Source organism: Rathayibacter sp. VKM Ac-2926 (assembly GCF_022815565.1).
Taxonomy (GTDB): Bacteria; Actinomycetota; Actinomycetes; order Actinomycetales; family Microbacteriaceae; genus Rathayibacter; species Rathayibacter festucae.
The window spans coordinates 182,159-207,092 of the sequence record NZ_JALGRS010000008.1 but is presented as its reverse complement, the minus strand read 5'-3'; the positions used below and the strand labels follow the sequence as shown (position 1 = coordinate 207,092).

Genomic DNA, 24,934 nt, shown 5'->3' with positions numbered 1-24,934 from the left:
ATAAATTTGGCATTGAACATAGTGCACGCTGTTGAGTTCTCAAGAATCGGACACATCCCGCCTCCACACCAGAAGAGTTGCTTCACAACGGAAGTGATCGAAGATGTTGTATCGAAAGCCGGCATGATTCAGGCGGGCCGTTCGATTTGTTCGTGTCGCCGAGACCGGGTAGGCTGATCAGAACCGAAGTCCCGATCGCCTCCGTGGCAACTCGACTAACTTAGCACATCCGCAGGCCGTGTCAAGTCGGCGTCTTCGTGATGCTCAGCGTCGGATCCGGAGATCGTCTCGCCGTCATCGTGCGCAGCCGAGGCCGTGCACCGAAGCCGAGGACCTGGGTCCCGCGGAGGCTTTGCATCTTACGCTCGCGATCCGCCGCCATCAAGAGACGAATCTCTAACAGGCTTGAGAGCGAGGGGATGGTCATCGCTTGAGGGGGGCCGGCGGGTCACGATGCTCTGCATCCGACTCTCGCTGTCCGCTCCTTTGGGCTGACGAGGAGTTACATTACGTCGAGGTTTCGCGGCCCTGCAAATCGCTCGTCGCCCGGGCGTGTCGCGATCCGGGCTCCTCGCGGGGCGGACCGCGTCCGCGTCAGGAGACGAAGGCGCCGGCGAAGCTCTTCTTGCCGCGGCGCAGCACGGCGATCCCGTCGATCAGCGGGAGGTCGCCGAGCACGGCGGCGTCGTCCGACACCGCGGCGTTGTTCACCGAGAGACCGCCCTGGCCGATCGCCCGGCGGGCCTCGCCGAGACTCGCGACGAGTCCGGCCTCCACGAAGGCCTGCACCACCGGAGTCGCCGCGGTCGCCTCGACCGTCGTCACCGCCTGCAGCGCTCCCCGCAGGATCCCCGCGTCGATGCCCTCCAGCGATCCGCGACCGAAGAGCGCCGAGGAGGCCGCGATCACCGAGGCCGTCACCGCCTCCCCGTGCACCAGGGTGGTGACCTCGCTCGCGAGCGCGCGCTGCGCCTCGCGCTTGAACGGTGCTTCCACACTCGCCTGCTCGAGCCGCTCGATCTCCGTGCGCGGCAGGTAGGTGAAGGTCTTCAGCCGGGCCGCCACGTCGCGGTCGTCGGTGTTGAGCCAGAACTGATAGAACGCGTACGGGCTGGTGAGCGACGGGTCGAGCCACACGGCGTTGCCCTCGCTCTTGCCGAACTTCGTCCCGTCGGAGTTCATCACCAGCGGCGTCCCGATGGCGTGCACCGAGACCCCCTCCGTCCGGTGGATCAGATCGGTCCCGCTGGTGAGGTTGCCCCACTGGTCGCTGCCACCCGTCTGCAGGACGCAGCCGTACTGGCGGTAGAGCTCGAGGTAGTCCAGCCCCTGCAGGATCTGGTAGCTGAACTCGGTGTAGCTGATCCCCGCGTCGGAGTTCAGGCGGGCACTGACCGCGTCCTTCTTGAGCATCGTGCCCACGCGGAAGTGCTTGCCGATCTCCCGGAGGAAGTCGATCGCCGACAGCGGCGCCGTCCAGTCCAGGTTGTTCACCAGCCGCAGCGGGTTCTCCCCCTCGGTCGACAGGAACCGCGACACCTGCGCCTGCAGGCGGGACACCCACTCGACCACCGTCTCGCGGGAGTTGAGCGTCCGCTCCGCCGTCGGCCGCGGGTCGCCGATGAGCCCGGTCGATCCGCCGACGAGACCGAGGGGCCGGTGCCCGGCGAGCTGGAGCCGGCGGAGGACGATCAGCTGGACCAGGTTGCCCAGGTGCAGGCTCGGCGCGGTCGGGTCGAAGCCGCAGTAGTAGGTGATCGGGTCTCCGGCGAGGAGCTCGCGCAGCGCTGCCGCGTCGGTCGACACGTGGATCGCGCCACGCCAGAGGAGCTCGTCCCAGACGTTCTCGAACGAGGGATCGAGCGACGGCATGGTCGCGGATCCGCGGGAGTCCTGATCGGTCACCCGTCCAGGGTAGCGCGAGGCCGGCGGCTCGCCCGGCGCCTGATCAAGTCCGGAAGCTTGATCGCACGGCATCAAGCCCTGATACTTGATCGAGGAGGTCATCGTGTTCGTCATCACCGCCGATCAGCGCGACAGTCGTCACGACGACGACCGGGTCGAGCAGGCGATCGCCGCTCTGCTCGAATCGGAGGAGTCGTCCTTCGTGCTCCCTCCCGAGCGCACCGCGGGCGACGAGTTCCAGTTCGTGCTCGACCGCGCCGAGGCCGTCGTCTCCGTGGTCCTCGCACTCCACCGCTCCGGGCACTGGAGCATCGGCCTCGGAATCGGCGCGATCGAGCGGCCGCTGCCGCGGACCACCCGCGCCGCCCGCGGAGCGGCGTACTTCGCGGCGCGACGCGCGGTCGAGGCGGCGAAGGGACGGGCGACCCGCTTCTCCCTCGATCCCGATGCCTCCGGCTCCGATCCGTCCGGCCACGGCTCCCCCGACGACGCCTTCCCCTCGGTCGGCGACGCCCAGGCTCTGTTCGATCCGCTGCTCCACCTCCGGGACTCGCGGACCCCGGCCGGCTGGGAGATCGTCGACCTCCTGGACGCGGGGCTCTCGCAGAAGGAGGCGGCCGAGCGTCTCGCCGTCTCCCCCCAGGCGGTCAGCCTCCGGGTGCGGACCGCGAGCGCGCGCGCCGACGGACCGGCACGGGACGCCCTCGCCCGGCTGCTGACGGTGGTCGACCGTACGCTCGACCCCGACGCGGCGGCGAGCGCCGACCCGTCGGCGCACGGCTCCACGGAGACCAGCGACCCTTCCGCTTCCGCTTCCGCTTCCGAGAGGACACCCCGATGACGGCACTCCGCACCGCACTGCCCGAGACCTTCGCCGTCGCAGCGCAGTCCGCCTCCTGGACCGGCGTGCTCCTGGTGCTCCTCGCCGGAGTGACGGGCGCCGTCCTCGCGGTGCGCCTGCGCCGCCCCTCGCTCGGCTGGATCAGCATCGGCGCCGCGGCCGCCGCCTTCCTGCTGACCGGCGTGGCCGGCGCCTCCGCTCCCCCGGCACTCGCTCTCGCCGTCGTGGTGCTCGCCTTCGCACTCGCGGTCCTCGGCGGCGGGCCGGTGGTCCTGCTCACCCTCGATCTCGCGACCACCGACTCCCGCAGCGGCGCGCACGGCGGCATCATGATCGCCGCCGCTCAGCGTCCCGGGACTCCCGGGGTCGCTCCGACCGCGATCGGCCAGCCGATCGAGGTGCTGCGCGGCGGCACCACCATCGGCGTGCTCGAGCGGATCGCCACCGCGGGCGCCCTGCTCAGCGGTCTGCCGGAGGGCGTCGCCGTGATCGTCGCCGTCAAGGGCGTCGGCCGCTTCAGTGAGCTGGCGTCCCCGGAGGCACGCGAGCGCTTCATCATCGGCACGCTCGCCAGCCTCGCCTGGTCCGCGGCGCTCGGGATCCTCGCGCGGCTCTACCTGGTGGGCTGACCGCCGCCCGTCTCTGGGCGACGACGCGCCACCGCGCGCCGGTACGGCGAGACGGTCGGGTCGCCGGCGATGAGGAACCGCCAGGGGAAGGCGGCGTCGCCGCCCTCGCCGGAGACCCCGGTCCGGGCGGACGACTCGATCGGCACCGGCGACTCGCGCGGCAGCAGCTCGAAGGAGAGAGCCATCGGATCGCCCGACTCCGCGAGGGTCACCCCCAGCGCCTTGGCGAGCCGCGCCGGACCGCGGGCGAGGTCCCTCGGGCGGACCGGTCCGCGTCGGAGCAGCGCCAGCTCCTCCCCCGCCACGATCTCGCCCGCGCGGAGCAGCACCGCGGAGGCCGTGCCCGCCGGGGAGCAGACCAGGTTGACGCAGGTGTGCATGCCGTAGGTGAAGTACGCGTAGACCGTCCCCGGCTCCCCGAACATCGGCGCGTTCCGCGGCGACCGGCGCCGATGCGCGTGCGAACCCGGGTCCTCGCCGAGTCCGAGGTAGGCCTCGACCTCGGTCAGCCGGACGCCGACGACGCCCTCGTCGGTGCGGTGCAGCAGCACCGCTCCGAGCAGATCGGGAGCGACCTCGACGGCCGAGCGCGACAGGTCGATCGGCTCCGGCATCCCTAGAAGAAGCTCTGGCCCGAGACCACGGTGACGATGATCACCGCGATGATCACGACGCCCGCGACGATGACGAGGGTCCGCTGCTGCCACGGCGGCAGCGGCGGACGGCCGTCGTCGCCGGGCGGGCCCTGGAGCGTCACGACGCGTCCCCGCGGAGGGCGGACCGGACGACGCGTACGCGCTCGGTCAGCTGCGCGAGCTGCTCCGCCACCCGGTCGGGTGCGGTGCCGCCGACCCCGTCGCGGCTGGCGACCGAGCCCTCGATGCTGAGCACCGAGCGGACGTCGGGCGTCAGCAGCGGCGACACCGAGCGCAGCGCCTCGTCGTCGAGGTCCTCGAGACCGAGGCCCCGGGTCTCGGCGAGCTTGACCAGCTCTCCGGTGATCTCGTGCGCGTCGCGGAACGGCACGTGCTTCTTGACCAGCCATTCCGCGACGTCGGTCGCGAGCGAGAACCCCTGCGGGGCGAGCTCGGCCATCCGGTCGGTGTGGAAGGTCAGCGTCGCGATCATCCCGCTGAAGGCGGGGAGGAGCACCTCGAGCGTCGTCACCGAGTCGAAGACCGGCTCCTTGTCCTCCTGCAGGTCGCGGTTGTATGCGAGCGGGAGCGCCTTCAGCGTCGCGAGCAGGCCCGTCAGGTTGCCGAGCAGCCGACCCGCCTTGCCGCGCGCGAGCTCGGCGATGTCGGGGTTCTTCTTCTGCGGCATGATCGACGACCCGGTCGAGTAGCCGTCGTCGAGGGTGACGAAGGCGAACTCGCGCGTGTTCCAGAGGATGATCTCCTCCGCGATCCGCGAGACGTCGATGCCGATCATCGCGCTGACGAAGGCGAACTCGGCGACGAGATCGCGGCTCGCGGTGCCGTCGATCGAGTTGGGCACGCTCGCGGCGAAGCCGAGCTCGCGGGCGACCGCCTCGGCGTCGAGCCCGAGGGTCGAGCCGGCGAGGGCACCGGAGCCGTACGGCGACACGTCGGCGCGGACCGCCCAGTCGCGCAGCCGCTCGAGGTCGCGCAGCAGCGCCCAGGCGTGCGCGAGGAGGTGGTGAGCGAGCAGCACCGGCTGCGCGTGCTGCAGATGCGTGCGGCCGGGCATGATCGCCGCCGGGTGGGCGGAGGCCTGGGCGGCGATCGCGTCGATCAGCTGCACCACCAGCTCGGCGATGACGGCGGCGTGGTCGCGGAGGTACATCCGCACGAAGGTCGCGATCTGGTCGTTGCGCGAGCGCCCGGCGCGCAGCTTGCCGCCGAGCTCCGGGCCCGCCTCGAGCATCAGGCCGCGCTCGAGTGCGCCGTGCACGTCCTCGTCGGCGTCGTCCGCGGTGAAGCGGCCCTCGACCACCGCCGAGCGCAGGCGCTCGAGCGCGTCGAGCATCCCGGTCAGCTCGGCGTCGTCGAGGTAGCCGGCGGTCGCGAGGGCCCGGGCGTGCGCGCGGGAGCCGGCGATGTCGTACTCGGCGAGCTGCCAGTCGAAGTGCGTCGACTTCGAGAGCGCGGCCAGCTCCGGCGACGGGCCGCCGGCGAACCGGCCTCCCCAGAGCGCGCCGGCCTCGCCCGCGCGGGCGGAGGGTCGTTCCGTCATGGTTCTCCTCGGGGTCGGCTGTCGAGTCTACTGAGCGGCGTCGGGCGTGCCGGCGCGCTCGAGGAGCCAGACCAGCAGGGCCTTCTGGGCGTGCAGGCGGTTCTCCGCCTCGTCCCAGATCACGCTCTGCGGGCCGTCGATCACGTCGGCGGTCACCTCGTAGCCGCGGTCGGCCGGGAGGCAGTGCAGGAAGAGCGCGTCGGACGCGGCGGCCGCCATCGTGTCCGAGTCGACGCGGTAGTCGCGGAAGGTGGCGACCCGCGCGGCCTTCTCCTCCTCCTTGCCCATCGACACCCAGGTGTCGGTGATCACGATGTCCGAGCCGGCGGCGCCCGCGGCCGGGTCGGTCGTGGTGGTGGCCGAGCCGCCGGTGGTGGCGGCGATGCGCTGGGCGTCCGCGAGCACGGCCGGAGCGGGAGCGTAGTCCGCGGGCGAGACGATCCGGACGTGCATCCCCGCCGTCGCGCCGGCCAGCAGGTAGGAGTGCGCCATGTTGCTCGCGCCGTCGCCGAAGAAGGTCAGCGTGAGGCCGGCGAGGCGGCCGCGGTGCTCGCGGATCGTCAGCAGGTCGGCGAGCAGCTGGCACGGGTGGAACTCGTCCGAGAGCGCGTTGACGACGGGGACGCGGGTGCCCGCCGCCATCTCCTCCAGCCCGGACTGCGCGTAGGTGCGCCAGACAATGGCCGCGACCTGGCGCTCGAGCACGCGCGCGGTGTCGGAGGCGGTCTCCTTGCCGCCGAGCTGGCTGCTCGCCGTCGAGATGATCAGCGGGCTGCCGCCGAGATCGGCGATGCCGACGGCGAAGGACACCCGGGTGCGGGTGGAGGACTTGTCGAAGATGACCGCGACGGTCTGCGGGCCGGCGAGCGGCGTCCGCGAGAAGCGGTCGCGCTTGAGCTCCAGGGCGAGATCGAGGATCTCGGCCTGCTCGGCGGGGGTGATGTCGTCGTCGCGGAGGAAGTGGCGGGTCACGGCTGCGGTTCGCTTTCGATCGGGGAAGGAGGTCGGGTCGTTCAGGCGTCGAGCGCCTGCACCGCGCGGCCGAAGCGGGCGACGAACTCGTCGACGTCGGCGGCGGTGATGATGAGGGGCGGAGCGATCCGGATGCTGGACTCGTTCGGCGCGTTGACGATGAGTCCCTCCGCCATGGCGGCCGCGGCGAGCCGGGGGGCGACGGGCTCGCTGAGCGCGATGCCGAGCAGGAGACCGGCGCCACGCACGCCGGCGATCAGCGGTGAGCCGAGGCCGAGCACACCCGCGGTCAGCTGCGCCCCGCGCTCCCGGGCGTTCCGGAGCAGGTCGGCGCGCTCGATCTCGCCGATCACCGCGCCGGCGACCGCGGTCGCGAGCGGGTTGCCGCCGAAGGTGCTGCCGTGGTGGCCCTTCTGCAGCAGCTCGGAGGCCGCGCCGAAGGTGACCAGGGCTCCGACGGGGAAGCCGCCGCCGAGCCCCTTGGCGAGGGTGATCGCGTCGGGGAGGATGCCGGCCCGCTGGTAGGCGAACCAGCTGCCGGTGCGGCCGATGCCGGTCTGGATCTCGTCGACGATCAGCAGGGCGCCCCGCTCCCGGGTCAGCTGCCGCGCCCGCTCGAGGAAGCCGTCCGGCAGCGGGATCACGCCCGCCTCACCCTGGATCGGCTCGACGATCAGCGCGGCGACCGACTCGTCGATCGCGGCCTCGAGGGCCTCGACCGTCGCCTCGATGTGCTCGACTCCACCGGGCATCGGCTCGAACGGCGCGCGCATCGCGGCCTTGCCGGTCATCGCGAGGGCGCCCATCGTGCGACCGTGGAAGGCGTTCTGCAGCGCCAGGATCCGGTGCCGGCCGCCGGCCGTGTGCAGGCGGGCGAGCTTGAAGGCCGCCTCGTTCGCCTCGGTGCCGGAGTTCGCGAAGTAGACGCGGCCCGCCTCGCCCGCGCCGGTGAGCTCGCGGAGCTTCTCGGCCAGCCGGATCTGCGGAGCGGTGGCGAAGTAGTTGGAGACGTGCGCGAGCGCGCCGGCCTGGCGGCTCACGGCCTCGACGAAGACCGGGTGCGCGTGGCCGAGCGAGTTCACCGCGATCCCGCCGAGGAAGTCGAGGTACTCGCGGCCGTCGACGTCCCAGACCCGGCAGCCCTCGCCGCGCTCGAGGACGGCGAGCGGAGCGGCGAAGGTCTGCATCATCGCGGCGGCGTAGCGGTCGCGGGCCTCGGCGGTGCGGGTGGAGACGGGTGCGGGATCGGAGGCGGGGACCTCGGGCGCGGGGCCGCCGGGAGCGGTATCGGTGGACATGTCGAGCCTTTCGAGCAGAAGCGGTCCGGCCGGGAGGGCCGTCGGTGCGCGCACCCCGTCGGGGCGGCGCTCGGAGCCGGGGCCGCTGGTGGTCAGCGGCCCGACGTTCGCTCCCGGTCGCGGGGGTCGGCCGAGGCGACGACCTCGGTGCCGACGCCCTCGGAGGTGAAGACCTCGAGCAGCATCGAGTGCGGAACGCGGCCGTCGATGATCGCGGCCTTCGGCACGCCGCCGCGGACCGCGTCGAGGCAGGCCGTCATCTTGGGGATCATCCCCGACTCGAGCGACGGCAGGAGCGCCGCGAGCTCGTCGGACGCGATGTGCGAGACGAGCGAGCCGCGGTCGGGCCAGTCGGCGTAGAGACCCGGGACGTCGGTGAGGATCACGAGCTTCTCGGCGCCGACGGCGACGGCGAGCGCGGCCGCGGCGGCGTCGGCGTTCACGTTGAGCGACTGCGTCGGGTCGTCGGAGTCAGGGGCGATCGAGGAGACCACCGGGATGCGGCCGGCGTCGAGCTGGGCGAGGACGGCCGCGGGATCCACGGAGATCACGTCGCCGACCAGGCCGAGGTCGTGCTCGACCCCGTCGAGGACGACGCCGCGGCGGCGACCGACGAAGAGGCCCGCGTCCTCACCGGAGATGCCGGCGGCCAGCGGCCCGTACTCGTTGATGCGGCGGACGATGTCGCGGCTGATGCTGCCGGTGAGCACCATCCGCACGACGTCCATCGCCTCGGGACTGGTCACCCGGTAGCCGCCGCGGAACTCGCTGGCGATGCCGAGCCGGTCGAGCATCGCGGAGATCTGCGGGCCGCCGCCGTGCACGACGACCGGGCGGATGCCCGCGTAGTGCAGGTAGACGATGTCCTGCGCGAAGGCGCGCTGGAGCTCCTCCGACACCATGGCGTTGCCGCCGAACTTGATCACCATCGTCCTGCCGTGGAACCGCTGCAGCCAGGGCAGCGACTCGATCAGGGTGCCGGCCTTGACGGCCACGGCGTCGTGCAGCGCGAGCGCCTCGGCCTCGGTGGGGTTCCCGGTGCTCACCGGGTTCTCGGAGCCCCTCGGATTCTCGTCGGCCATCAGCTGGAGTACGCCGAGTTCTCGTGGACGTAGTCGTGGGTGAGGTCGTTGGTCCAGATCGTCGCCGTGGCGTCGCCGGCGTGCAGATCGATGTCGACCGAGACCTTGCGCGGGGCGAGGTCGACCAGGTCGCGGCTCGCGTCGGGCTCGCCGGCCCGGCAGACCTGCACGCCGTTCATCGCCACGTCGATGCCGTAGGGGTCGAACTGCGCATCGGTGGTGCCGACCGCGGCCAGCACCCGGCCCCAGTTCGGATCGTTGCCGAAGATCGCGGCCTTGAAGAGGTTGCTCCGCGAGACCGCGCGGGCGACGACGACGGCCTCGTCCTCGGTCGCCGCGTTCAGCACCCGGATCGCGACGTCGTGCGCGGCGCCCTCGGCGTCGGCCTGGAGCTGGAGGGTGAGATCGCGGCAGACGTCGGTGAGCGCGGCGGTGAAGTCGGCCGCCTCGGGGCGCACCCCGCTCGCGCCGCTCGCCAGCAGCGCCACGGTGTCGTTCGTCGACATGCAGCCGTCCGAGTCGAGGCGGTCGAAGGTGACCCGGGTCGCCGCCCGCAGCGCGGTGTCGAGCTCGGAGGAGTCGAGGACCGCGTCGGTGGTGATCACGACGAGCATCGTCGCCAGCCCGGGAGCGAGCATCCCCGCGCCCTTGGCCATGCCGCCGACGGTCCAGCCCTGCTCGGAGCGGACGGTCGCCTGCTTGGGCACGGTGTCGGTCGTCATGATCGCGCGGGCCGCGTCCTCGCCCGCCTCCGGACCGGTCGCGCCCGGAAGAGCCGCCGACGCCTCGGTCACCCCGGCCGTCAGCTTGCCGAGGTCGAGCTGATCGCCGATGAGACCGGTGGAGCAGACGAGCACATCGCCGGCTGAGACGCCCAGGCTCCCGCCGACGGCCTCGGCCGTCGCGTGGGTGACTTGGAAGCCCGCGGCGCCGGTGTAGCAGTTGGCGCCGCCGGAGTTGAGGACGATCGCCGAGACGACGCCGTCGCGCATGACCTGCTCGCTCCAGAGCACCGGGTTCGCCTTGCAGCGGTTGCTGGTGAAGACCGTCGCGGCGTTCTGCAGCGGGCCGAGGTTGTGCACGAGGGCGAGGTCGCGGGCGCCGGTCGACTTGAGACCGGCGACGACGCCGGCCGCGGCGAATCCTGCTGCGGCGGTGATGCTCACGGCGCGACTCCGTTCGTGCTCAGGCCGAGGGTCTCCGGGAGACCGAGGGCGATGTTGGTCGACTGGATCGCGGCGCCGGCGGTGCCCTTGACCAGGTTGTCGAGCGCGGTGACCACCACGACGCGGCGGGCGCGCTCGTCCACGGCGACCCCGATCAGCGCCGTGTTCGCGCCGACGGTGTCGGCCGTGCGCGGGAAGGTCCCCTCCGGCAGCAGCTGGACGAAGGGCTCGTCGGCGTAGGCCGACTCCCACGCGGCGCGCACCTCCCGCGCGGACACGCCCGGCGTGAGCCGAGCGGTCGAGGTCGCGAGGATGCCCCGCGACATCGGCACCAGGATCGGGGTGAACGAGATCGAGACGGGACCGGCACCGGCGAGCGCGAGGTTCTGCCGGATCTCCGGGTTGTGGCGGTGCCCGCCGCCGATGCCGTAGGCGTGCGCCGAGCCGAGCAGCTCGCTCGCGAGCAGATCGGTCCGCAGGCTCTTGCCCGCCCCGGACGGGCCGACGGCGAGGACCGAGACCAGGTCGGCGGCCTCGATCACGCCGGCGTGCAGCCCCGGCGCGAGGCCGAGCGTGATCGCGGTGACGTTGCAGCCGGGCACCGCGATGCGGCGGGCCCCGGCGAGCACGTCGCGCTGCCTGCCGGTGCCGGGCAGCATCAGCTCGGGCAGCCCGTAGGGCCAGGCGCCGGCGAACTCGCCGCCGTAGTAGTCGGCCCAGTCCTGCTCGTCGGTCAGCCGGTGGTCGGCGCCGCAGTCGACGACGAGCACGTCGTCGGGGAGCGTCGCCGTGATCTCGCCGGACTTGCCGTGCGGCAGGGCGAGGAAGACGACGTCGTGGCCCGCCAGGTTCTCGGTCGTCGTGTCGACGAGCTCGAGGTGGCGCAGTGAGCGCAGGTGCGGCTGCACCGCGGCGAGGGGCTGGCCGGCGTTCGAGTGCGCCGTGACCGTGCGCACCTCGAACTCGGGGTGATCGGCGAGCAGGCGGAGCAGCTCGCCGCCCGCGTACCCGCTCGCTCCGGCCACCGCCACGGAAAAAGTCATGCCCGAGAGCCTAGTCGCTGGCGGGACCCGCCCTGGCCCGGTCGCCGCGGGCGGCCGCCGACCGGAGCCGGCGGCCGCCCGCTCACTCGCGCGGGCTCGCGCCGAAGCGCTCGGCGGCGAGCGCGGTGCCGCTCTCCTTCGCCGCGCTGGCCTCGGCGGCGGTGAGCGTCCGGTCGGCGGCACGGAAGCGCAGCGCGAAGGTCAGCGACTTCGAGCCCTCGGGGACGCCCGCACCGCGGTAGTCGTCGACCAGGCGGATCGCCTCGAGCAGCTCGCCGGCGCCCTCGGCGACGGCGGCCTGCAGGTCGGCCGCCGGCACGGCCACGGGCACGACCAGCGAGAGGTCCTGCGTCGCGGCGGGCAGCGCCCCGACCGGGCGCGCCACCACGAGGCGGCCGGCGCGGGCGATCAGCGGATCGAGGTCGAGCTCGACCACCGCCACGCGGTGCGGCAGGTCGAGGTCGTCGGCGAGCGACGGGAGCAGCTCGCCGGCGTGGCCGACCACGGCGCCGTCCAGCAGCACCTCGGCCGTGCGGCCCGGGTGCAGGGCGGCGTGCGAGCCCTGCCGGATCTCCAGCTGCACGCCCGAGGCCGCCGCGACGTCGCGGACGACGTCGAGCGCGTCGCGCCAGTCGAAGTCGCGCGCGGCCACTCCGGGCTGACGCTCGAGCGCCGAGCCCGTCAGCAGCGCGGCCACGTGCAGCGGCTGCCGCGGGATCCCCGCGTTCAGCGCCGCCTCGATCTCCGCGGACGGACGCGCGCCGGCGAGGGGCAGCCCCTCGGAGCCGAACGGAGCGCCGCTCTGCGGCAGGAAGACCGAGCCCATCTCGTAGACGGCCAGGTCGACGAGACCGCGCGAGCGGTTGCGGGCCGCGACCTGCACGAGTCCGGGGAGGAGGGAGAGCCGCAGCTGTCCCGCCGTCGCGTCCAGCGGGTTCGCCAGCGAGACCTGCTGCACCGGCGCGCCGTCGACGGAGCCGAAGCGGTCGTTGATCGAGCGGGAGAGGAACGGGTAGGACAGCACCTCGGTGAGCCCGGCGGCCGCCAGCGACTGCGCGACCGTCCGGCGCAGGCGCTGACCGGGCGTGAGGCCGCGACCGGGAGGCGCGACGGGGAGGATCGACGGGATGCGGTCGTACCCGGTGATCCGGGCGACCTCCTCCGCGAGGGTCGAGCGGTCGGTCAGGTCGGGCCGCCAGCTCGGCGGGGTGACGAGCAGGCCCGCTCCCCCGGCCTCGACGCTCGCGCCGATCTCGACCAGGGCGCCGCGGATCTCCTCGGGCGTGTACTCGAGGCCGATCAGGCCGGAGATGTAGCCGTCGGGCAGCTCGATCGCCGCAGCCGTGGCCGCGTCAGCGAGGACCGAGCCGAGCTCGTCGGCGGTGCCGCCCGCGAGCTCGACCAGCAGCTGCACCGCGCGCGCGGCGGCGACCGGTGCGACCAGCGGGTCCACGCCGCGCTCGAAGCGTCGCGAGGCCTCGCTCGGCAGCTTGTGCCGGCGGGCCGTGCGGGCGATCGAGACCGGATCGAAGTTCGCGGCCTCGATCAGGACGTCGGCGGTGGTGTCCGTGATCTCGGTGCGGGCACCGCCCATCACGCCGGCGAGCCCGATCGGCCCGCCGTCGTCGGTGATCAGGAGGTCCTCGTGGTGCAGGCGGCGGGTCTGGCCGTCGAGCGTCTCGAGCGTCTCGCCGACGCGAGCGCGGCGGACGACGATGCCGCCCTCCAGGCGCTCGAGGTCGTAGCCGTGCAGCGGCTGCCCGAGCTCGAACATGACGTAGTTGGTGATGTCGACGACCAGCGAGATCGAGCGCACGCCGGCCAGGCGCAGGCGCGCGATCATCCACGGCGGGGTCGGCAGCGACGGGTCGATGCCGCGCACCACGCGGGTCACGAAGACGGACGAGCCGACGCGGCCGCGGATCGGCGCCTCGTCCTCGACCGCGACGGGGAAGACGGGGGCGGAGTCGAGCCGCTCGGGCGCGGTGATCGCCAGCGCGGGGTCGCGGAAGTCGGCGCCGGTCGCGTGGGCGTACTCGCGGGCGATGCCGCGGATCGAGAAGGCGTAGCCGCGGTCCGGGGTCACGTTGACCTCGACGGCGGCGTCGTCCAGCCCGAGGAGCACGATCGCGTCGGTGCCGACCTCGGGGTCGATGCCGAGGCTCGCCAACCGGAGGATGCCCTCGTGGTCGTCGCCGAGGCCGAGCTCGCGGGTGGACGCGATCATCCCGTCGGACACGTGACCGTAGGTCTTCCGCGCCGAGATCGGGAACGGGCCGGGCAGCACGGCGCCGGGCAGCGAGACCACGACCTTGTCGCCGGCGGCGAAGTTGTGCGCTCCGCAGACGATGCCGCGGACGTCGTCGCCGCCGTCGGCCGCGCGCTCCCCCTCGGGCGCGACGCGGACGGTGCACCAGTTGATGGTCTTGCCGTTCTTCTGCGGCTCGGGCACGAGGTCGAGGACCTCGCCCACCACGACGGGGCCGGACACCTCGAAGCGGTGGACGTCCTCCTCCTCCAGGCCGACCGACACCAGGGCCGCGTGCACGGCCTCGGTCGTGACGCCCTGCTCGAGGTCGACGTACTCACCCAGCCAGCTCAGCGGGATGCGCATCAGATCACCATCCCGTACTGCTTGCTGAAGCGGACGTCGCCCTCGACCATGTCGCGCATGTCCTTCACGTCGTTGCGGAACATCAGGGTCCGCTCGATCCCCATCCCGAAGGCGAAGCCGGAGTACTCGTCCGGGTCGATGCCGACCGAGCGCAGGACGTTCGGGTTCACCATTCCGCAGCCGCCCCACTCGATCCAGCGGGCACCGCCGACGAAGGTCGGGTGCCAGATGTCGAGCTCGGCGCTCGGCTCGGTGAAGGGGAAGTAGTTGGGGCGCAGGCGGATCTTCGCCTCGTCGCCGAACAGGAGGCGGGCGACGTGCTCGAGGGTGCCGCGCAGGTGCGCCATCGTCAGGCCGCGGTCGACGGCGAGGCCCTCGAACTGCGTGAAGACAGGGGTGTGCGTGGCGTCGAGCTCGTCGGTGCGGTAGACGCGGCCGGGCGCGATCACGTAGATCGGCGGGGTGCGCTCGAGCATCGAGCGGATCTGCACCGGCGAGGTGTGGGTGCGCAGCACGAGGTGCGACTCGACCGGGTCGACGAAGAAGGTGTCCTGCATCGCGCGGGCCGGGTGGTCCTCGTCGAAGTTCAGCGCGTCGAAGTTGAACCACTCGTTCTCGAGCTCCGGCCCCTCCGCGATCTCCCAGCCCATGCCGACGAAGACGTCGGCGATCGACTCCTGGAGGAGCGAGAGCGGGTGGCGGGCGCCCTGGCGCACGAAGCTCGCGCCGGCGGTGACGTCGACGCGCTCGGCATCGAGTGCCGCGGCCTGCTCGGCCTCGACCAGCTCCGCCTCGCGCTCGGCGTACGCGTCGCCGACCTGCTTGCGGGCGCCGCCCACGAGCTTGCCGGACGCCGCCTTGAACTCCGGCGGCACGGAGCGCATCAGCGCGTTCAGTCGGGCGAGGGCCGAGCCCTCGCCGAGGTGGGCGGTGCGGGCCGCCTTCAGGGCGGCGGAATCGGCGGCCGCGCGGATCGCGGTGAGCGCCTCCGCGGTCGCCGCCGAGACGGCCTCGTCGGTGATCGGGTTGCTGTCAGACACGATCCCCCAGTGTAGGGATGCCTCGCGCGGCCCGCTCGCTGCGGCGGGCGGACGCGCTCGCTCGCCGGCGCGGCCGGCGTATCGAGCGGGGAAGCCGCTTCGCGTTTCGGTGGTGAGGGAAAGGACGCAACTGCGCCGCGTCATGTTGGTCGAGTAGCCCCGCAGGGGCGTATCGAGACCCGCCGTTGCCAGCATGGGCGGTCTGCAGACTCGTCTTTTGACGATGATGGATCTCGATACGCCCGCTTTGCGGGCTACTCGATCAGCATGGCTTTCCTCTGCGGACTAGGTGATCGTTCCTCGGAGATTCGTCTCGACAAGGACGGGCTGCCGCCAGTCCTCCTCGCGGAGCGGTGGGTCTCGATACGCCCCTCCAGGGCTACTCGACCAGCATGTGTGCGGACACCGGGCAGGAACCCTGCAGATCGCCGATCGCCCTCGAGGCGAACGTGTGAATCGCGTACGAGCGATTCGCGCTAGCCGGACGCACGACGCTCTTCCCAGTGCGACCGCCTCGGTGGCCGACCGCGGTGGGGATCGCCGCAGGCGATCCCCACCATCGGATTCAGTCCTGGGCGGCGATCAGTGCCGTGTCGGTCGTCGCGCGGGCGGCCGGGTGGCCGGTGCCCTTGCGGCCGCCGGTCTTGGTGCGGATCTCGACCCACTTGGCGATGCCGGAGAGGATCAGGCAGATGCCGATGTAGATCGCGCCGACGACGATGGCGGCGGGGATGATCGGGCTGTCCAGGCTCGGCTGGTTGCCGAGGTAGCGGGCGTAGTAGAGCAGCTCGTTGTAGGTGATGATCGAGCCGAGCGCCGTGTCCTTGAGGGCGACGACGAGCTGGGCGATGATCACGGGCAGCATCGAGCGGATCGCCTGCGGGAAGAGGATGAGGCGCATGACGCCCGCCTTGCGCAGGCCGATCGCGTAGCCCGCCTCCTTCTGGCCGCGCGGGAGGGCCTCGATGCCGGCGCGGAAGATCTCGGAGAAGACGGAGCCGTTGTAGAGCGTGAGCGCGATGACCACGGCGAGGTACGGCGTCAGCTTGAGGCCGACGAACGGGAGCCCGTAGTACATCAGCATCATCAGGATGAGGACCGGGATGGCGCGGAACAGCTCGATGAAGAGCGTGACCGGGATGTTGATCCAGCGGCGGTCGGAGAGGCGGCCGATCGCCAGCAGCAGGCCGAGCACGATGCTCGCGACGCCGGCGGTGGCGAAGGCGGCGAGCGTCTGCCCGAGAGCGGCGCCGATGCTCTGCCAGACCAGCGGGTAGCCGAACGCCCGCCACTTGGCCGGCGAGAACTGGCCGGACTCGGCGAAGCGCCAGAGCACGAAGGCCAGCAGCGCCACGAGGACGAGGACGACGACGGCGCCGATGACGCGGTTGCGGGCGACCGCGCGGGGTCCGGGGTTGTCGAAGAGGACGGAGCTCATCGGGCGACCCTCCACTTCTTCTCGAGCTGACGTTGGAGGAGGGAGAGCGCGGTGACGAGGACCACGAAGACCAGGGCGACCCAGAGCACGACGATGAGGCTGTTCTCGCCGCGCTCGTTCAGCACGCGGACGATCGTCCCGGCCTCGGCGACCGAGAAGCCGGCGGCGACGGTGGTGTTCTTGAGGAGGGCGATCAGCACGCTCATCAGCGGTGGGATGACCGAGCGGAACGCCTGCGGCAGCACCACCTGGGTCATCGTGAGTCCGAAGTCGAGGCCGATCGCTCGAGCAGCCTCGGCCTGGCCGATCGGCACGGTGTTGATCCCGGAGCGGAGCACCTCGGCGACGTAGGTCGCGGTGTAGATGCTCAGGGCGGCGATCGCGAGGTTCGTGTACTCGACGTCCGGCAGGTCGAGCTTGGGGTAGCCGAAGGCGAAGAAGAACATCAGCAGCGTCAGCGGCGTGTTCCGGATGGTGTTGACGTAGACGGTGCCGACCGCTCGCGCGATCGGGACGGGCGAGACGCGCATCGCTCCGACCACGGTGCCGAGGAGGAGGGCGAAGACGAGCGACACGACGAACAGCAGCAGGGTGTTGCCGAACGCGGGGACGAACACGTCGAGGTTGTTCAGGAGAACATCCATGCTGCGTGCCCTTTCATCGGGGAGGTGGAAGCGGTCGCCGGTGCGGCGCGGGGCAGAGGAGGTCCCGGGGCGAGGCGCGACGCGCCGCCCCGGGACTCCTCAGGGGTGTCGGCCTAGTACGCGTCGACTGCGGGCTGCTCGACCGTGGTGCCGGACTGGCCGAGGGTCTCGTCGTAGATCGCGCTCCAGGTGTCACCGCCGTCGGTCAGCATCTCGTTGATGAAGCCGCGCAGTGCGGTGTCGTCCTTCGCGAGGCCGATGCCGTAGAGCTCGGTGCTGAAGGGCTCGCCGACGACCTTCAGGTCGTCCGGGCGCTGGGCGGCGTAGCCGATCAGGATCGCGCCGTCGGTGGTGACCGCGTCGACCTGGCCGTCGGCCAGGGCGTCGACGCACTGCGAGTAGGTGTCGAACTCCTCGGTCGGGACCTCGGGGTAGTTGGTGCGGATGTTCTGGATCGGGGTGGAGCCGGTCGCGGAGCACACGGTGGTGTCGGCCGAGAGGTCGTCCGGACCCGTGATGGTGTCGTTGTCCGCCGCGACCAGCAGCTGCTGCCCGGTCTCGAAGTACGGTCCGGCGAAGCCGACCTGCTCCTTGCGCTTGTCGGTGATCGAGTAGGTGCCGACGTAGTAGTCGATGTCGCCGTTCACGATCGACGCCTCGCGGTTGGCCGAGGGGATCGGCTGGTACTCGATCTTGTCCTCGGAGAAGCCGAGGGAGGCGGCGATCCACTTCGCGATCTCGATGTCGAAGCCGGAGCGCTCGCCGGTCGCGGCGTCGAGGTAGCCCAGACCGGGCTGGTCCTCCTTGACGCCGATGGTGACCGTGCCGTCCTCCGTCATGGCGTCGAAGGTCGGGCTGCCCTCGAGGGTGACGTCGGTCGCGACCTCGTAGGCCGCTCCGCTCCCCTCGGAGCCGGAGTCCGAGCCGCCGCCGGTGCCGGAGTCACCGGCGCAGCCGGCGAGGGTGAGGGCCGCTGCGGCGAGTCCCGCGGTCATGAACATGAGCTTGGTGCGCATGATCGTCCTTCCTGGGGTGTGGCCCGCTGGAGCGGGCGATGTCCGGTCGCTCCCGGGGGTTCGGGGGGCGACCTGTCGAACGGCGGCCGAGGCGGAGTCCGTCCGCGGCGCCGGAGACCTAGTGGGTGATCAGCTTCGAGAGGAAGTCCTTGGCGCGGTCGGTCCGGGGGGCGGTGAAGAACGACTCGGGGTCGGTGTCCTCGAGGATCTCGCCGTCGGACATGAAGACGACCCGGTGCGCGGCCTTCCGGGCGAAGCCCATCTCGTGGGTGACGACGATCATCGTCATGCCCTCTTCGGCGAGGCCGACCATGACGTCGAGGACCTCGTTGATCATCTCGGGGTCGAGCGCCGAGGTCGGCTCGTCGAAGAGCATCACCTTCGGCTTCATCGCGAGGGCGCGGGCGATGGCCACGCGCTGCTGCTGACCGCCGGAGAGCTGGGCGGGCGTCTTGCCCGCCTGGTGCCCGACGCCGACGCGGTCGAGCAGCGCCTGCGCCTCCGCCTCGGCCGCCTTCCGCGAGAGCTTGCGGACCTTGATCGGCCCGAGCGTGACGTTCTCGAGGATCGTCTTGTGCGCGAAGAGGTTGAAGGACTGGAAGACCATGCCGACGTCGGCGCGCAGGGCGGCGAGCCCCTTGCCCTCCTCCGGCAGCGTCTGACCGTCGATCGAGATCGTGCCGCCGGAGATGGTCTCCAGGCGGTTGATCGTGCGGCAGAGCGTGGACTTGCCCGACCCGGAGGGACCGAGGACCACGACCACCTCACCGCGGTTGATCGCCAGATCGATGTCCTTCAGCGCCTGGAACTCGCCGTAGTGCTTCTGGACCCCGTCGAGGACGACGAGGGGCTCGCGGGCGGCAGCGGACGATCGCCCGGCCTGGGAGGGTGCTTCCATTCCGTCAGAGAATCACACGGGCATGGGTGGGTCAAATCATGAGCGGATTCTTAACCAGAGCGCAACAACCGAGGCTCGCTCCCAGCCTCATACCATGCCGAGGTGGTCTTCTCTCAGTTCTGGCGTGAAACGTCTCAGGTCGACTGCGCGTCGGGTCGTCAGGAGCGGAGCGCGAAGGCGCTCTCGTAGAGGCAGACCGAGGCGGCGGTGGCGAGGTTCAGCGACTCCGCGGCGCCGTAGATCGGCACGGCCACGACGCCGTCCATCAGCTCGAGCGACTCGTCCTCGAGGCCGCGGGCCTCGTTGCCGAACACCCAGACCGTCGGCTGCGCGAGGTCGCCCCGGGCGCGCACGTCGAGCAGGCCCTCGCCCTTGACGTCGGCGGCGACGGCGCGAAGGCCCGCGGAGCGCAGCCGCTGCAGCACGTCGGGCAGCTCGGCGCCGACCGCGACGGGGAGGTGGAACAGCGAGCCCGTGGTCGAGCGGACGACCTTGGGGTTGTAGAGGTCGACCGAGCGGCCCGTCAGCACGACGGCGTCGGCGCCCGCGGCGTCGGCCGCGCGGATGATCGTGCCGAGGTTCCCGGGGTCGCGGACCTCCTCCAGCACGGCGACGAGGCGCGGCTCGGAGGCGACGACGTCCTTGAGCGAGGTCGGGAACTGCCGGCAGACGGCCACGAAGCCCTGCGGCGTGACGGTGTCGGCCATCGAGTCGAGGACGTCCTCGGTCACGTACTCGATCTCGACCTCGGCCTCCTCGGCCGCGGCGACGATCTCGGGGTGGCGCTCGAGCGCCGTGGGCGTCGCGAACGACTCCATCAGCAGCTCGGGCCGGTAGCGCAGCGCCTCGGACATCGCCTGCGGGCCCTCGAGGAGGAAGAGCCCCGACTCCTGCCGTGCCGGACGCCGGGTGAGCTTGGCGACGGAGCGGACACGGGGAGAACGGGGGTTGTCGAGCATGCGGCGAGCCTATCGGCGCACCGTCGCGGGGCCCGGTCGACACGTCGCCCGCGGGGAAGGCCGACCCGCGGGAACGCGGTCCTGCGAGAACCGGGTCCTGCGGGAACGACGAAGGGGGCCACGACTCTCGTCGTGACCCCCTCCGGGGAAGTGCTGCGGACTACGCGGCCTTCGGGGCCGAGGTGTCGGCGGGCAGTGCGGCCTTCGCGCTCGCCACGAGGGCGGTGAAGGTCGCGGGCTCGGTGATCGCGAGGTCAGCGAGGATGCGGCGGTCGACCTGGATGCCGGCCAGGGCGAGGCCCTGGATGAAGCGGTTGTAGGTCAGGCCGTTGGCGCGGGACGCGGCGTTGATGCGCTGGATCCAGAGGCGGCGGAACTCGCCCTTCTTCGCGCGGCGGTCGCGGTACGAGTAGACGAGGGAGTGGGTGACCTGCTCCTTGGCCTTGCGGTACAGACGCGAGCGCTGGCCGCGGTAGCCCTTGGCGCGCTCGAGGATGACGCGACGCTTCTTGTGGGCGTTGACCGCCCTCTTGACTCTTGCCATTTCTCTTTCTTCCTTACGATCCGGGTCGGTTGTCGAGGACTACGGCGGCAGCGGGCTGCCGCGGTGGTCGACTACAGGCCGAGAAGCTTCTTGGCGACCTTGGCGTCCTGCGGGGCGAGGACCTGGTCCTGGTTCAGGCGGCGGGTGCGCACGCTGGACTTCGACTCCAGGTTGTGACGCATGCCGGCCTGCTGCTTCATAAGCTTGCCGGAGCCCGTGACCTTGAAACGCTTCTTGGCACCCGAGTGGGTCTTCATCTTGGGCATGTTCTCTCCTTGTCGACGTCGCACGCGCACTCGGCGGGCGAAACTGGTGCCCCGCGAGCGGGGCGTCCACCGGCCCCGAGGACGGGGCGGCGAAGTATCAGACGGATTCGGACTCGGCCGATTCCTCTTCGGGGGTGTTGGCCTCGCGACGAGCGGCGCGGACGGCGTTCGCCTCGGCCTTCGCCTCGGACTTGTTCTTCAGCGGGCCGATGACCATCACCATGTTGCGACCGTCGATGGTCGGGGTGGACTCGACCTGGCCGAACTCGGACACGTCCTCCGCGAAGCGCTGCAGGAGCCGCACGCCCATCTCGGGGCGGGACTGCTCGCGACCGCGGAACAGGATCATGGCCTTGACCTTGTCACCGGCCTTCAGGAAGCCCTCGGCGCGCTTGCGCTTGGTCTCGTAGTCGTGCTTGTCGATCTTCAGGCGGAAACGGACCTCCTTGAGGATCGTGTTCGCCTGGTTGCGACGGGCTTCCTTCAGCTTCTGGGCCTGCTCGTACTTGAACTTCCCGTAGTCCATGATCTTGGCGACGGGAGGCTTGGAGTTGGGAGCAACCTCGACCAGATCCAGGTCTGCGTCCTGCGCGAGTCGCAGGGCGACCTCGATTTTCACGACGCCGACCTGTTCTCCGGCGGGACCCACGAGGCGGACCTCGGGGACGCGGATTCGGTCGTTGGTACGGGGATCGCTGATTGCGTTTCTCCTCTGATCTCGGTGAGTTGCTGCTCTGCGGCCGGATTCTTCGTCCGGCGCATCCCGAGAGAGGTGATTCCCTGTGCGAAGCGCGTCTACTGCGCTGCGCTGCACCCTACGACGCGCTCCCCGAGACGTGTCTCGAGGACCGCAGCCCTGCCCCCGTTGCCGGAGGCGGAGTGCTTCTGACCCGGTAACCTAGTGAAGCGGTCAAGCGCGGGTGGGAGAATCTCCACTTTCGAACCGAGGACATGCCTCGGAGCCCGCATCACCATAGCAGACTTCCGGCCGGAAGGGCAGCGGGCGGCGCCCGCCACTCGCCCTCCCCCGCGAGCGCCCCCTCGAGCACCGCCTCGGGGTCCTCGCGAGCGCCGGACTCACCGAACGAGGGACCCATGGCTCAGCACGACGACGACTACGCCCGACGGTTCGGCGACGACTCCGACGTGGGGGCGGCCCGCGACATCGCCGAGGTGCCGGCGGTCGAGATCATCACGACCGCCGCGGTGCACCTGATGAGCGCCGCCGCGGTGAAGTGCGGTCTGGCCGACGAGCCGGGCGCGCAGGTCGACCTCGACGAGGCGCGCAAGCTGATCAACGCCCTGGCCGGACTGGTCACGGCCGGTGCCCCCGACATCAGCGACATGCACGCGCGCAGCCTGCGCGACGGACTCCGGACGCTGCAGCTCGCCTTCCGCGAGGCCTCCCCGATCGCCGACCCGATCGGCAAGGGCCCCGGCGAGAAGTGGACCGGCCCGGTCACCTGAGTCGGGAGGCCCCGCGTCAGCTCGGAGGAGCGGACGCCAGCTGGAGGGTCATCGAGTCGACTCGGGCGGCGACGATCTCGTCGGCGGCCCAGCGCTCGCCCAGTCGCGCGACCAGCTCGCCGAGCGCCGCGCGGTCGAGGCCGGGCCGCAGCTCCAGCACGATGACGAGCTCCGGTCCCGTCAGCCGCTGACGGGCGTCGCCCGGCCGCACGGCGAGCGAGACGACGGCGTCCTCCCCCTCGGCGCTCGCCCGCAGCGCGGCGAGGACCTCCGGATCGGCCGGGCTCGACCGCCACGGCGAGCCCTCGGCGATCGCCCAGAGCGCGGGGCGCCGGACGGCGAACTCGTGCGGCGAGGCGGGGTCGAGGACCATCAGCTCGGTCTCCTCCGCCACTGCGGCCAGCGCCGCGCGCCGGCCGTCGACCGGGACGGGGCGTGCGAGGCGGTCCCAGCGCCGCATCGCCTCGACGTCGCTGAAGACCGGGAGCACGGTGCGGCCGTCCGGACCGGCGACCGTCACGATCGAGAGCTCCTGCGACTTGTCGGCACGCAGGCCGTCGACACCCTCGGCCTCCTCGCCGAGCTTTGCGACCAGCGGGATGAGCAGGCGCGAGACGCGCAGCGCGTCGACCACCTCCTCCGGGCCCGCGTCGCCGGCGCCGAACGAGCGAAGGGCCCGGACCAGGGCCTCGGGCGCGCTGCCGTCGTCGTCCGTCGAGGCGCTCTGCTCGAAGTGGCGGCCGGCCCACGGGGTCCCGGCCGAGTCGGTCAGGTGCGCGGGGAGCGCCCGGCCATCACCCGAGGGCGATCCGGTCACTCGGAGGCGACGTCGAGCGCCTCGGCGAGCGTGAACGCTCCGGCGTAGAGCGCCTTGCCGACGATCGCGCCCTCGAGGCCCTGCGGCACGAGGTCGCGGAGCGCGGCGATGTCGTCGAGGTTGGAGATGCCGCCCGAGGCGATGACGGGGCGGTGGGTGCGCGCCATGACCTGCTCGAGCAGCTCGAGGTTCGGGCCCTTGAGGGTGCCGTCCTTGGTGACGTCGGTGACGACGTAGCGGGTGCAGCCGGCCTCCTCGAGGCGCTCGAGGACCTGCCAGAGGTCGCCGCCCTCCTTGGTCCAGCCGCGGGCCGCGAGGGTGGTGCCGCGCACGTCGAGGCCGACGGCGATCTGGTCGCCGTACTGCGCGATGACGCTGGCGGCCCACTCCGGGTTCTCCAGGGCGGCGGTGCCGAGGTTGATGCGCTTCGCCCCGGCGTTGAGCGCGGACTCCAGGCTGCGGTCATCGCGGATGCCGCCGGAGAGCTCGACGTTGACGCCCTTGACCTGGCGGATGACCTTCTTCATGATGCCGTGGTTGTCACCGCGGCCGAAGGCGGCGTCGAGGTCGACGAGGTGGATCCACTCCGCGCCCTGGTCGGCCCAGTCGCCGGCCGCGTCGATCGGGTCGCCGTAGTTCGTCTCGGTACCCGCCTCGCCCTGCGTCAGGCGGACGGCCTTGCCGCCGGCCACGTCGATCGCGGGGAGAAGGACCAGGCCCGGGGCCTTGGTGAACTCGCTCATCGTCATCCTCAGTCTCGGAGCTGGTGCGGCCGCGGCTCCACCGGAGCCGCCGACCACCGGCCGATCCTAGTTCGTGCGGAGCCCGCCCAGCCAATTCGAGAGCAGGCGCAGGCCCGCGGCGCCGGACTTCTCGGGGTGGAACTGCGTCGCCGAGAGCGGGCCGTTCTCCACCGCGGCGATGAAGGGGCCGCCGTGGTCGGCCCAGGTGACGGCCGGACGCTGGAACGGCGGCATGACGTCCAGCGTCCACTCCCGGGCGCCGTACGAGTGCACGAAGTAGAAGCGCTCGTCCTCGATGCCGTCGAACAGCCGCGAGCCGGTCGGCACCGCGACGGTGTTCCAGCCCATGTGCGGCACGACCTCGGCGGGGAGCAGGTCGACCGTCCCCGGCCACTCCCCCAGGCCCTCGCTCTCGACGCCGCGCTCGACGCCGCGCTCGAAGAGCACCTGCATCCCGACGCAGATGCCGAGCACCGGGCGACCGCCGGCGAGGCGCTTCTCGATGATCTCGCCACCGCGCGCCGCGGTCAGCGCCGACATCACCGCACTGAACGCGCCGACCCCCGGGACCAGCAGGCCGTCGGCCTCGAGGGCGCGGGTGCGGTCGGAGGTCAGCTCGACGTCGGCGCCGGCGAGCTCGAGCGCCTTGACGGCCGAGTGGACGTTGCCGGAGCCGTAGTCGTAGACGACGACGGACGGCCGGGCGCCGCTCACAGCGCGCCCTTCGTCGACGGCACCCCGGCGACCAGCGGGTCGAAGGCCTTGGCCTGGCGGAACGCCCGCGCGAACGCCTTGAACTCGGCCTCGGCGATGTGGTGCGGGTCGCGCCCGCCGAGCACGGTGACGTGCACGGTCAGGCCGGCGTTGAAGGCGATCGCCTCGAAGACGTGGCGGACCATCGATCCGGTGAAGTGGCCGCCGATCAGGTGCAGCGCGAAGCCCTCCGGCTCGCCGCCGTGCACGAGGTAGGGGCGGCCGGAGATGTCGACCACGGCCTGGACGAGCGCCTCGTCGAGCGGCACGAGGGCGTCGCCGAAGCGGGAGATGCCGGCCTTGTCGCCGAGCGCCTGCTTGATCGCGGTGCCGAGCACGATGCCGATGTCCTCGGCGGTGTGGTGGATGTCGATCTCGATGTCGCCGGTGGCGCGGACGGTCAGGTCGGTCAGCGAGTGCTTCGCGAACGCCGTCAGCAGGTGGTCGAAGAAGGGCACGCCGGTGGAGAGGTCCGCGACACCGGTGCCGTCGAGGTCGATCGACAGCTCGATGCTCGACTCGCTGGTGGCACGACGGAGGGAGGCGGTGCGCCCGGGAGCGGCGCTCGAGGAGGTCATGGTCTCCAGTGTATTCGGGGGCCGC

26 protein-coding genes are annotated in these 24,934 nt (G+C 71.8%); 3 read left to right on the top strand and 23 right to left on the bottom strand.

The window, feature by feature from the left end; all coding sequences use genetic code 11:
* Window positions 1-594: 594 nt before the first annotated feature.
* Complete coding sequence (gene tyrS / locus MT351_RS13250) at window positions 595-1,872, bottom strand: tyrosine--tRNA ligase (protein ID WP_132438303.1); 1,278 nt, start codon at window positions 1,870-1,872, stop codon at window positions 595-597.
* A 136-nt stretch (window positions 1,873-2,008) separates the two neighbouring features.
* Here tyrS and MT351_RS13245 point away from each other — a divergent pair, with 136 nt between their 5' ends.
* Both MT351_RS13245 and MT351_RS13240 read left to right on the top strand, forming a co-directional pair.
* Window positions 2,009-2,746, top strand: coding sequence for a DNA-binding protein (locus MT351_RS13245; RefSeq protein ID WP_243582385.1), 738 nt, complete (start codon window positions 2,009-2,011; stop codon window positions 2,744-2,746).
* The gene (locus MT351_RS13240) at window positions 2,743-3,375 is read left to right on the top strand and encodes a hypothetical protein (protein ID WP_243582384.1); all 633 of its coding nucleotides are present in this window, start codon (window positions 2,743-2,745) and stop codon (window positions 3,373-3,375) included. Before MT351_RS13245 ends, MT351_RS13240 begins: the two co-directional genes overlap by 4 nt.
* Here the strand turns inward: MT351_RS13240 and MT351_RS13235 are convergent.
* The 18 genes from MT351_RS13235 to infC form a co-directional block, all read right to left on the bottom strand.
* Complete coding sequence (locus MT351_RS13235) at window positions 3,360-3,989, bottom strand: DNA-3-methyladenine glycosylase (protein WP_132438229.1); 630 nt, start codon at window positions 3,987-3,989, stop codon at window positions 3,360-3,362. The two genes, MT351_RS13240 and MT351_RS13235, sit on opposite strands and share 16 nt — an antisense overlap.
* A 2-nt stretch (window positions 3,990-3,991) precedes the next feature.
* A complete protein-coding gene (locus MT351_RS13230) occupies window positions 3,992-4,132 on the bottom strand; it encodes a hypothetical protein (protein WP_165909213.1) in 141 nt (46 codons plus the stop codon).
* Window positions 4,129-5,571, bottom strand: a complete 1,443-nt coding sequence (argH, locus tag MT351_RS13225) for an argininosuccinate lyase (RefSeq protein ID WP_132438230.1) — start codon at window positions 5,569-5,571, stop codon at window positions 4,129-4,131. Before argH ends, MT351_RS13230 begins: the two co-directional genes overlap by 4 nt.
* A 27-nt stretch (window positions 5,572-5,598) precedes the next feature.
* The gene (argF, locus tag MT351_RS13220) at window positions 5,599-6,543 is read right to left on the bottom strand and encodes an ornithine carbamoyltransferase (protein WP_127887041.1); all 945 of its coding nucleotides are present in this window, start codon (window positions 6,541-6,543) and stop codon (window positions 5,599-5,601) included.
* Between the two features lie 41 nt (window positions 6,544-6,584).
* The gene (locus MT351_RS13215) at window positions 6,585-7,841 is read right to left on the bottom strand and encodes an acetylornithine transaminase (protein WP_132438231.1); all 1,257 of its coding nucleotides are present in this window, start codon (window positions 7,839-7,841) and stop codon (window positions 6,585-6,587) included.
* Between the two features lie 92 nt (window positions 7,842-7,933).
* A complete protein-coding gene (argB, locus tag MT351_RS13210) occupies window positions 7,934-8,887 on the bottom strand; it encodes an acetylglutamate kinase (protein ID WP_243582383.1) in 954 nt (317 codons plus the stop codon).
* A gap of 35 nt (window positions 8,888-8,922) precedes the next feature.
* On the bottom strand, window positions 8,923-10,089 hold the full coding sequence (gene argJ, locus MT351_RS13205) for a bifunctional glutamate N-acetyltransferase/amino-acid acetyltransferase ArgJ (RefSeq protein WP_123737170.1): 1,167 nt from the start codon (window positions 10,087-10,089) through the stop codon (window positions 8,923-8,925).
* Window positions 10,086-11,132 (bottom strand): N-acetyl-gamma-glutamyl-phosphate reductase, encoded by a 1,047-nt coding sequence (gene argC, locus MT351_RS13200; protein WP_132438233.1) that lies wholly within the window; start codon window positions 11,130-11,132, stop codon window positions 10,086-10,088. The genes argJ and argC overlap by 4 nt, the downstream gene beginning before the upstream one ends.
* An 82-nt stretch (window positions 11,133-11,214) precedes the next feature.
* Window positions 11,215-13,746 carry a phenylalanine--tRNA ligase subunit beta gene (gene pheT, locus MT351_RS13195; protein ID WP_132438234.1) on the bottom strand — a complete coding sequence of 844 codons (2,532 nt, stop codon included), beginning with the start codon at window positions 13,744-13,746 and terminating at the stop codon, window positions 11,215-11,217.
* Complete coding sequence (gene pheS, locus MT351_RS13190) at window positions 13,746-14,786, bottom strand: phenylalanine--tRNA ligase subunit alpha (RefSeq protein ID WP_123444514.1); 1,041 nt, start codon at window positions 14,784-14,786, stop codon at window positions 13,746-13,748. The genes pheT and pheS overlap by 1 nt, the downstream gene beginning before the upstream one ends.
* 565 nt (window positions 14,787-15,351) lie before the next feature.
* Window positions 15,352-16,224, bottom strand: a complete 873-nt coding sequence (locus MT351_RS13185; RefSeq protein ID WP_132438236.1) for an amino acid ABC transporter permease — start codon at window positions 16,222-16,224, stop codon at window positions 15,352-15,354.
* Window positions 16,221-16,868, bottom strand: a complete 648-nt coding sequence (locus MT351_RS13180; RefSeq protein ID WP_123444515.1) for an amino acid ABC transporter permease — start codon at window positions 16,866-16,868, stop codon at window positions 16,221-16,223. The genes MT351_RS13185 and MT351_RS13180 overlap by 4 nt, the downstream gene beginning before the upstream one ends.
* A gap of 113 nt (window positions 16,869-16,981) precedes the next feature.
* Window positions 16,982-17,884 carry a glutamate ABC transporter substrate-binding protein gene (locus MT351_RS13175; RefSeq protein WP_132438237.1) on the bottom strand — a complete coding sequence of 301 codons (903 nt, stop codon included), beginning with the start codon at window positions 17,882-17,884 and terminating at the stop codon, window positions 16,982-16,984.
* Window positions 17,885-18,002: 118 nt separating this feature from the next.
* A complete protein-coding gene (locus MT351_RS13170; RefSeq protein WP_132438238.1) occupies window positions 18,003-18,782 on the bottom strand; it encodes an amino acid ABC transporter ATP-binding protein in 780 nt (259 codons plus the stop codon).
* A 158-nt stretch (window positions 18,783-18,940) separates the two neighbouring features.
* The gene (locus MT351_RS13165) at window positions 18,941-19,741 is read right to left on the bottom strand and encodes an RNA methyltransferase (protein ID WP_123444518.1); all 801 of its coding nucleotides are present in this window, start codon (window positions 19,739-19,741) and stop codon (window positions 18,941-18,943) included.
* 160 nt (window positions 19,742-19,901) lie between these two features.
* A complete protein-coding gene (rplT, locus tag MT351_RS13160) occupies window positions 19,902-20,285 on the bottom strand; it encodes a 50S ribosomal protein L20 (RefSeq protein ID WP_123444519.1) in 384 nt (127 codons plus the stop codon).
* A gap of 71 nt (window positions 20,286-20,356) precedes the next feature.
* On the bottom strand, window positions 20,357-20,551 hold the full coding sequence (gene rpmI / locus MT351_RS13155) for a 50S ribosomal protein L35 (protein ID WP_056042364.1): 195 nt from the start codon (window positions 20,549-20,551) through the stop codon (window positions 20,357-20,359).
* A 97-nt stretch (window positions 20,552-20,648) separates the two neighbouring features.
* Window positions 20,649-21,251, bottom strand: a complete 603-nt coding sequence (infC, locus tag MT351_RS13150) for a translation initiation factor IF-3 (RefSeq protein WP_123444546.1) — start codon at window positions 21,249-21,251, stop codon at window positions 20,649-20,651.
* A 395-nt stretch (window positions 21,252-21,646) separates the two neighbouring features.
* Between infC and MT351_RS13145 the strand changes: the two genes are divergently transcribed.
* Window positions 21,647-22,018 (top strand): DUF1844 domain-containing protein, encoded by a 372-nt coding sequence (locus MT351_RS13145; RefSeq protein ID WP_132438239.1) that lies wholly within the window; start codon window positions 21,647-21,649, stop codon window positions 22,016-22,018.
* Between the two features lie 16 nt (window positions 22,019-22,034).
* On the opposite strand, the gene MT351_RS13140 is transcribed toward MT351_RS13145, so the two are convergent.
* The 4 genes from MT351_RS13140 to hisB form a co-directional block, all read right to left on the bottom strand.
* Window positions 22,035-22,835 carry an SseB family protein gene (locus MT351_RS13140; RefSeq protein ID WP_243582382.1) on the bottom strand — a complete coding sequence of 267 codons (801 nt, stop codon included), beginning with the start codon at window positions 22,833-22,835 and terminating at the stop codon, window positions 22,035-22,037.
* Entirely contained in the window at window positions 22,832-23,578 is a 747-nt protein-coding gene (gene priA / locus MT351_RS13135; RefSeq protein ID WP_123705565.1) for a bifunctional 1-(5-phosphoribosyl)-5-((5-phosphoribosylamino)methylideneamino)imidazole-4-carboxamide isomerase/phosphoribosylanthranilate isomerase PriA, read from the bottom strand. Before priA ends, MT351_RS13140 begins: the two co-directional genes overlap by 4 nt.
* Before the next feature lie 66 nt (window positions 23,579-23,644).
* Window positions 23,645-24,292, bottom strand: coding sequence for an imidazole glycerol phosphate synthase subunit HisH (hisH, locus tag MT351_RS13130; RefSeq protein ID WP_243582381.1), 648 nt, complete (start codon window positions 24,290-24,292; stop codon window positions 23,645-23,647).
* Window positions 24,289-24,909: an imidazoleglycerol-phosphate dehydratase HisB gene (gene hisB, locus MT351_RS13125; protein ID WP_123444522.1), complete on the bottom strand. Its 621-nt coding sequence runs from the start codon at window positions 24,907-24,909 to the stop codon at window positions 24,289-24,291. Before hisB ends, hisH begins: the two co-directional genes overlap by 4 nt.
* Window positions 24,910-24,934 lie beyond the last annotated feature (25 nt).

What these genes read in the sequence shown, in the direction of transcription:
- rplT (WP_123444519.1), bottom strand. Translation starts at nt 20,285, where the DNA reads ATGGCAAGAGTCAAGAGGGCGGTCAACGCCCACAAGAAGCGTCGCGTC.
- MT351_RS13180 (WP_123444515.1), bottom strand. Translation starts at nt 16,868, where the DNA reads ATGGATGTTCTCCTGAACAACCTCGACGTGTTCGTCCCCGCGTTCGGC.
- priA (WP_123705565.1), bottom strand. Translation starts at nt 23,578, where the DNA reads ATGAGCGAGTTCACCAAGGCCCCGGGCCTGGTCCTTCTCCCCGCGATC.
- rpmI (WP_056042364.1), bottom strand. Translation starts at nt 20,551, where the DNA reads ATGCCCAAGATGAAGACCCACTCGGGTGCCAAGAAGCGTTTCAAGGTC.
- MT351_RS13170 (WP_132438238.1), bottom strand. Translation starts at nt 18,782, where the DNA reads ATGGAAGCACCCTCCCAGGCCGGGCGATCGTCCGCTGCCGCCCGCGAG.
- hisB (WP_123444522.1), bottom strand. Translation starts at nt 24,909, where the DNA reads ATGACCTCCTCGAGCGCCGCTCCCGGGCGCACCGCCTCCCTCCGTCGT.
- MT351_RS13145 (WP_132438239.1), top strand. Translation starts at nt 21,647, where the DNA reads ATGGCTCAGCACGACGACGACTACGCCCGACGGTTCGGCGACGACTCC.
- MT351_RS13240 (WP_243582384.1), top strand. Translation starts at nt 2,743, where the DNA reads ATGACGGCACTCCGCACCGCACTGCCCGAGACCTTCGCCGTCGCAGCG.
- pheT (WP_132438234.1), bottom strand. Translation starts at nt 13,746, where the DNA reads ATGCGCATCCCGCTGAGCTGGCTGGGTGAGTACGTCGACCTCGAGCAG.
- argH (WP_132438230.1), bottom strand. Translation starts at nt 5,571, where the DNA reads ATGACGGAACGACCCTCCGCCCGCGCGGGCGAGGCCGGCGCGCTCTGG.
- tyrS (WP_132438303.1), bottom strand. Translation starts at nt 1,872, where the DNA reads ATGCCGTCGCTCGATCCCTCGTTCGAGAACGTCTGGGACGAGCTCCTC.
- MT351_RS13235 (WP_132438229.1), bottom strand. Translation starts at nt 3,989, where the DNA reads ATGCCGGAGCCGATCGACCTGTCGCGCTCGGCCGTCGAGGTCGCTCCC.
- MT351_RS13215 (WP_132438231.1), bottom strand. Translation starts at nt 7,841, where the DNA reads ATGTCCACCGATACCGCTCCCGGCGGCCCCGCGCCCGAGGTCCCCGCC.
- MT351_RS13175 (WP_132438237.1), bottom strand. Translation starts at nt 17,884, where the DNA reads ATGCGCACCAAGCTCATGTTCATGACCGCGGGACTCGCCGCAGCGGCC.
- argC (WP_132438233.1), bottom strand. Translation starts at nt 11,132, where the DNA reads ATGACTTTTTCCGTGGCGGTGGCCGGAGCGAGCGGGTACGCGGGCGGC.
- MT351_RS13185 (WP_132438236.1), bottom strand. Translation starts at nt 16,224, where the DNA reads ATGAGCTCCGTCCTCTTCGACAACCCCGGACCCCGCGCGGTCGCCCGC.
- MT351_RS13165 (WP_123444518.1), bottom strand. Translation starts at nt 19,741, where the DNA reads ATGCTCGACAACCCCCGTTCTCCCCGTGTCCGCTCCGTCGCCAAGCTC.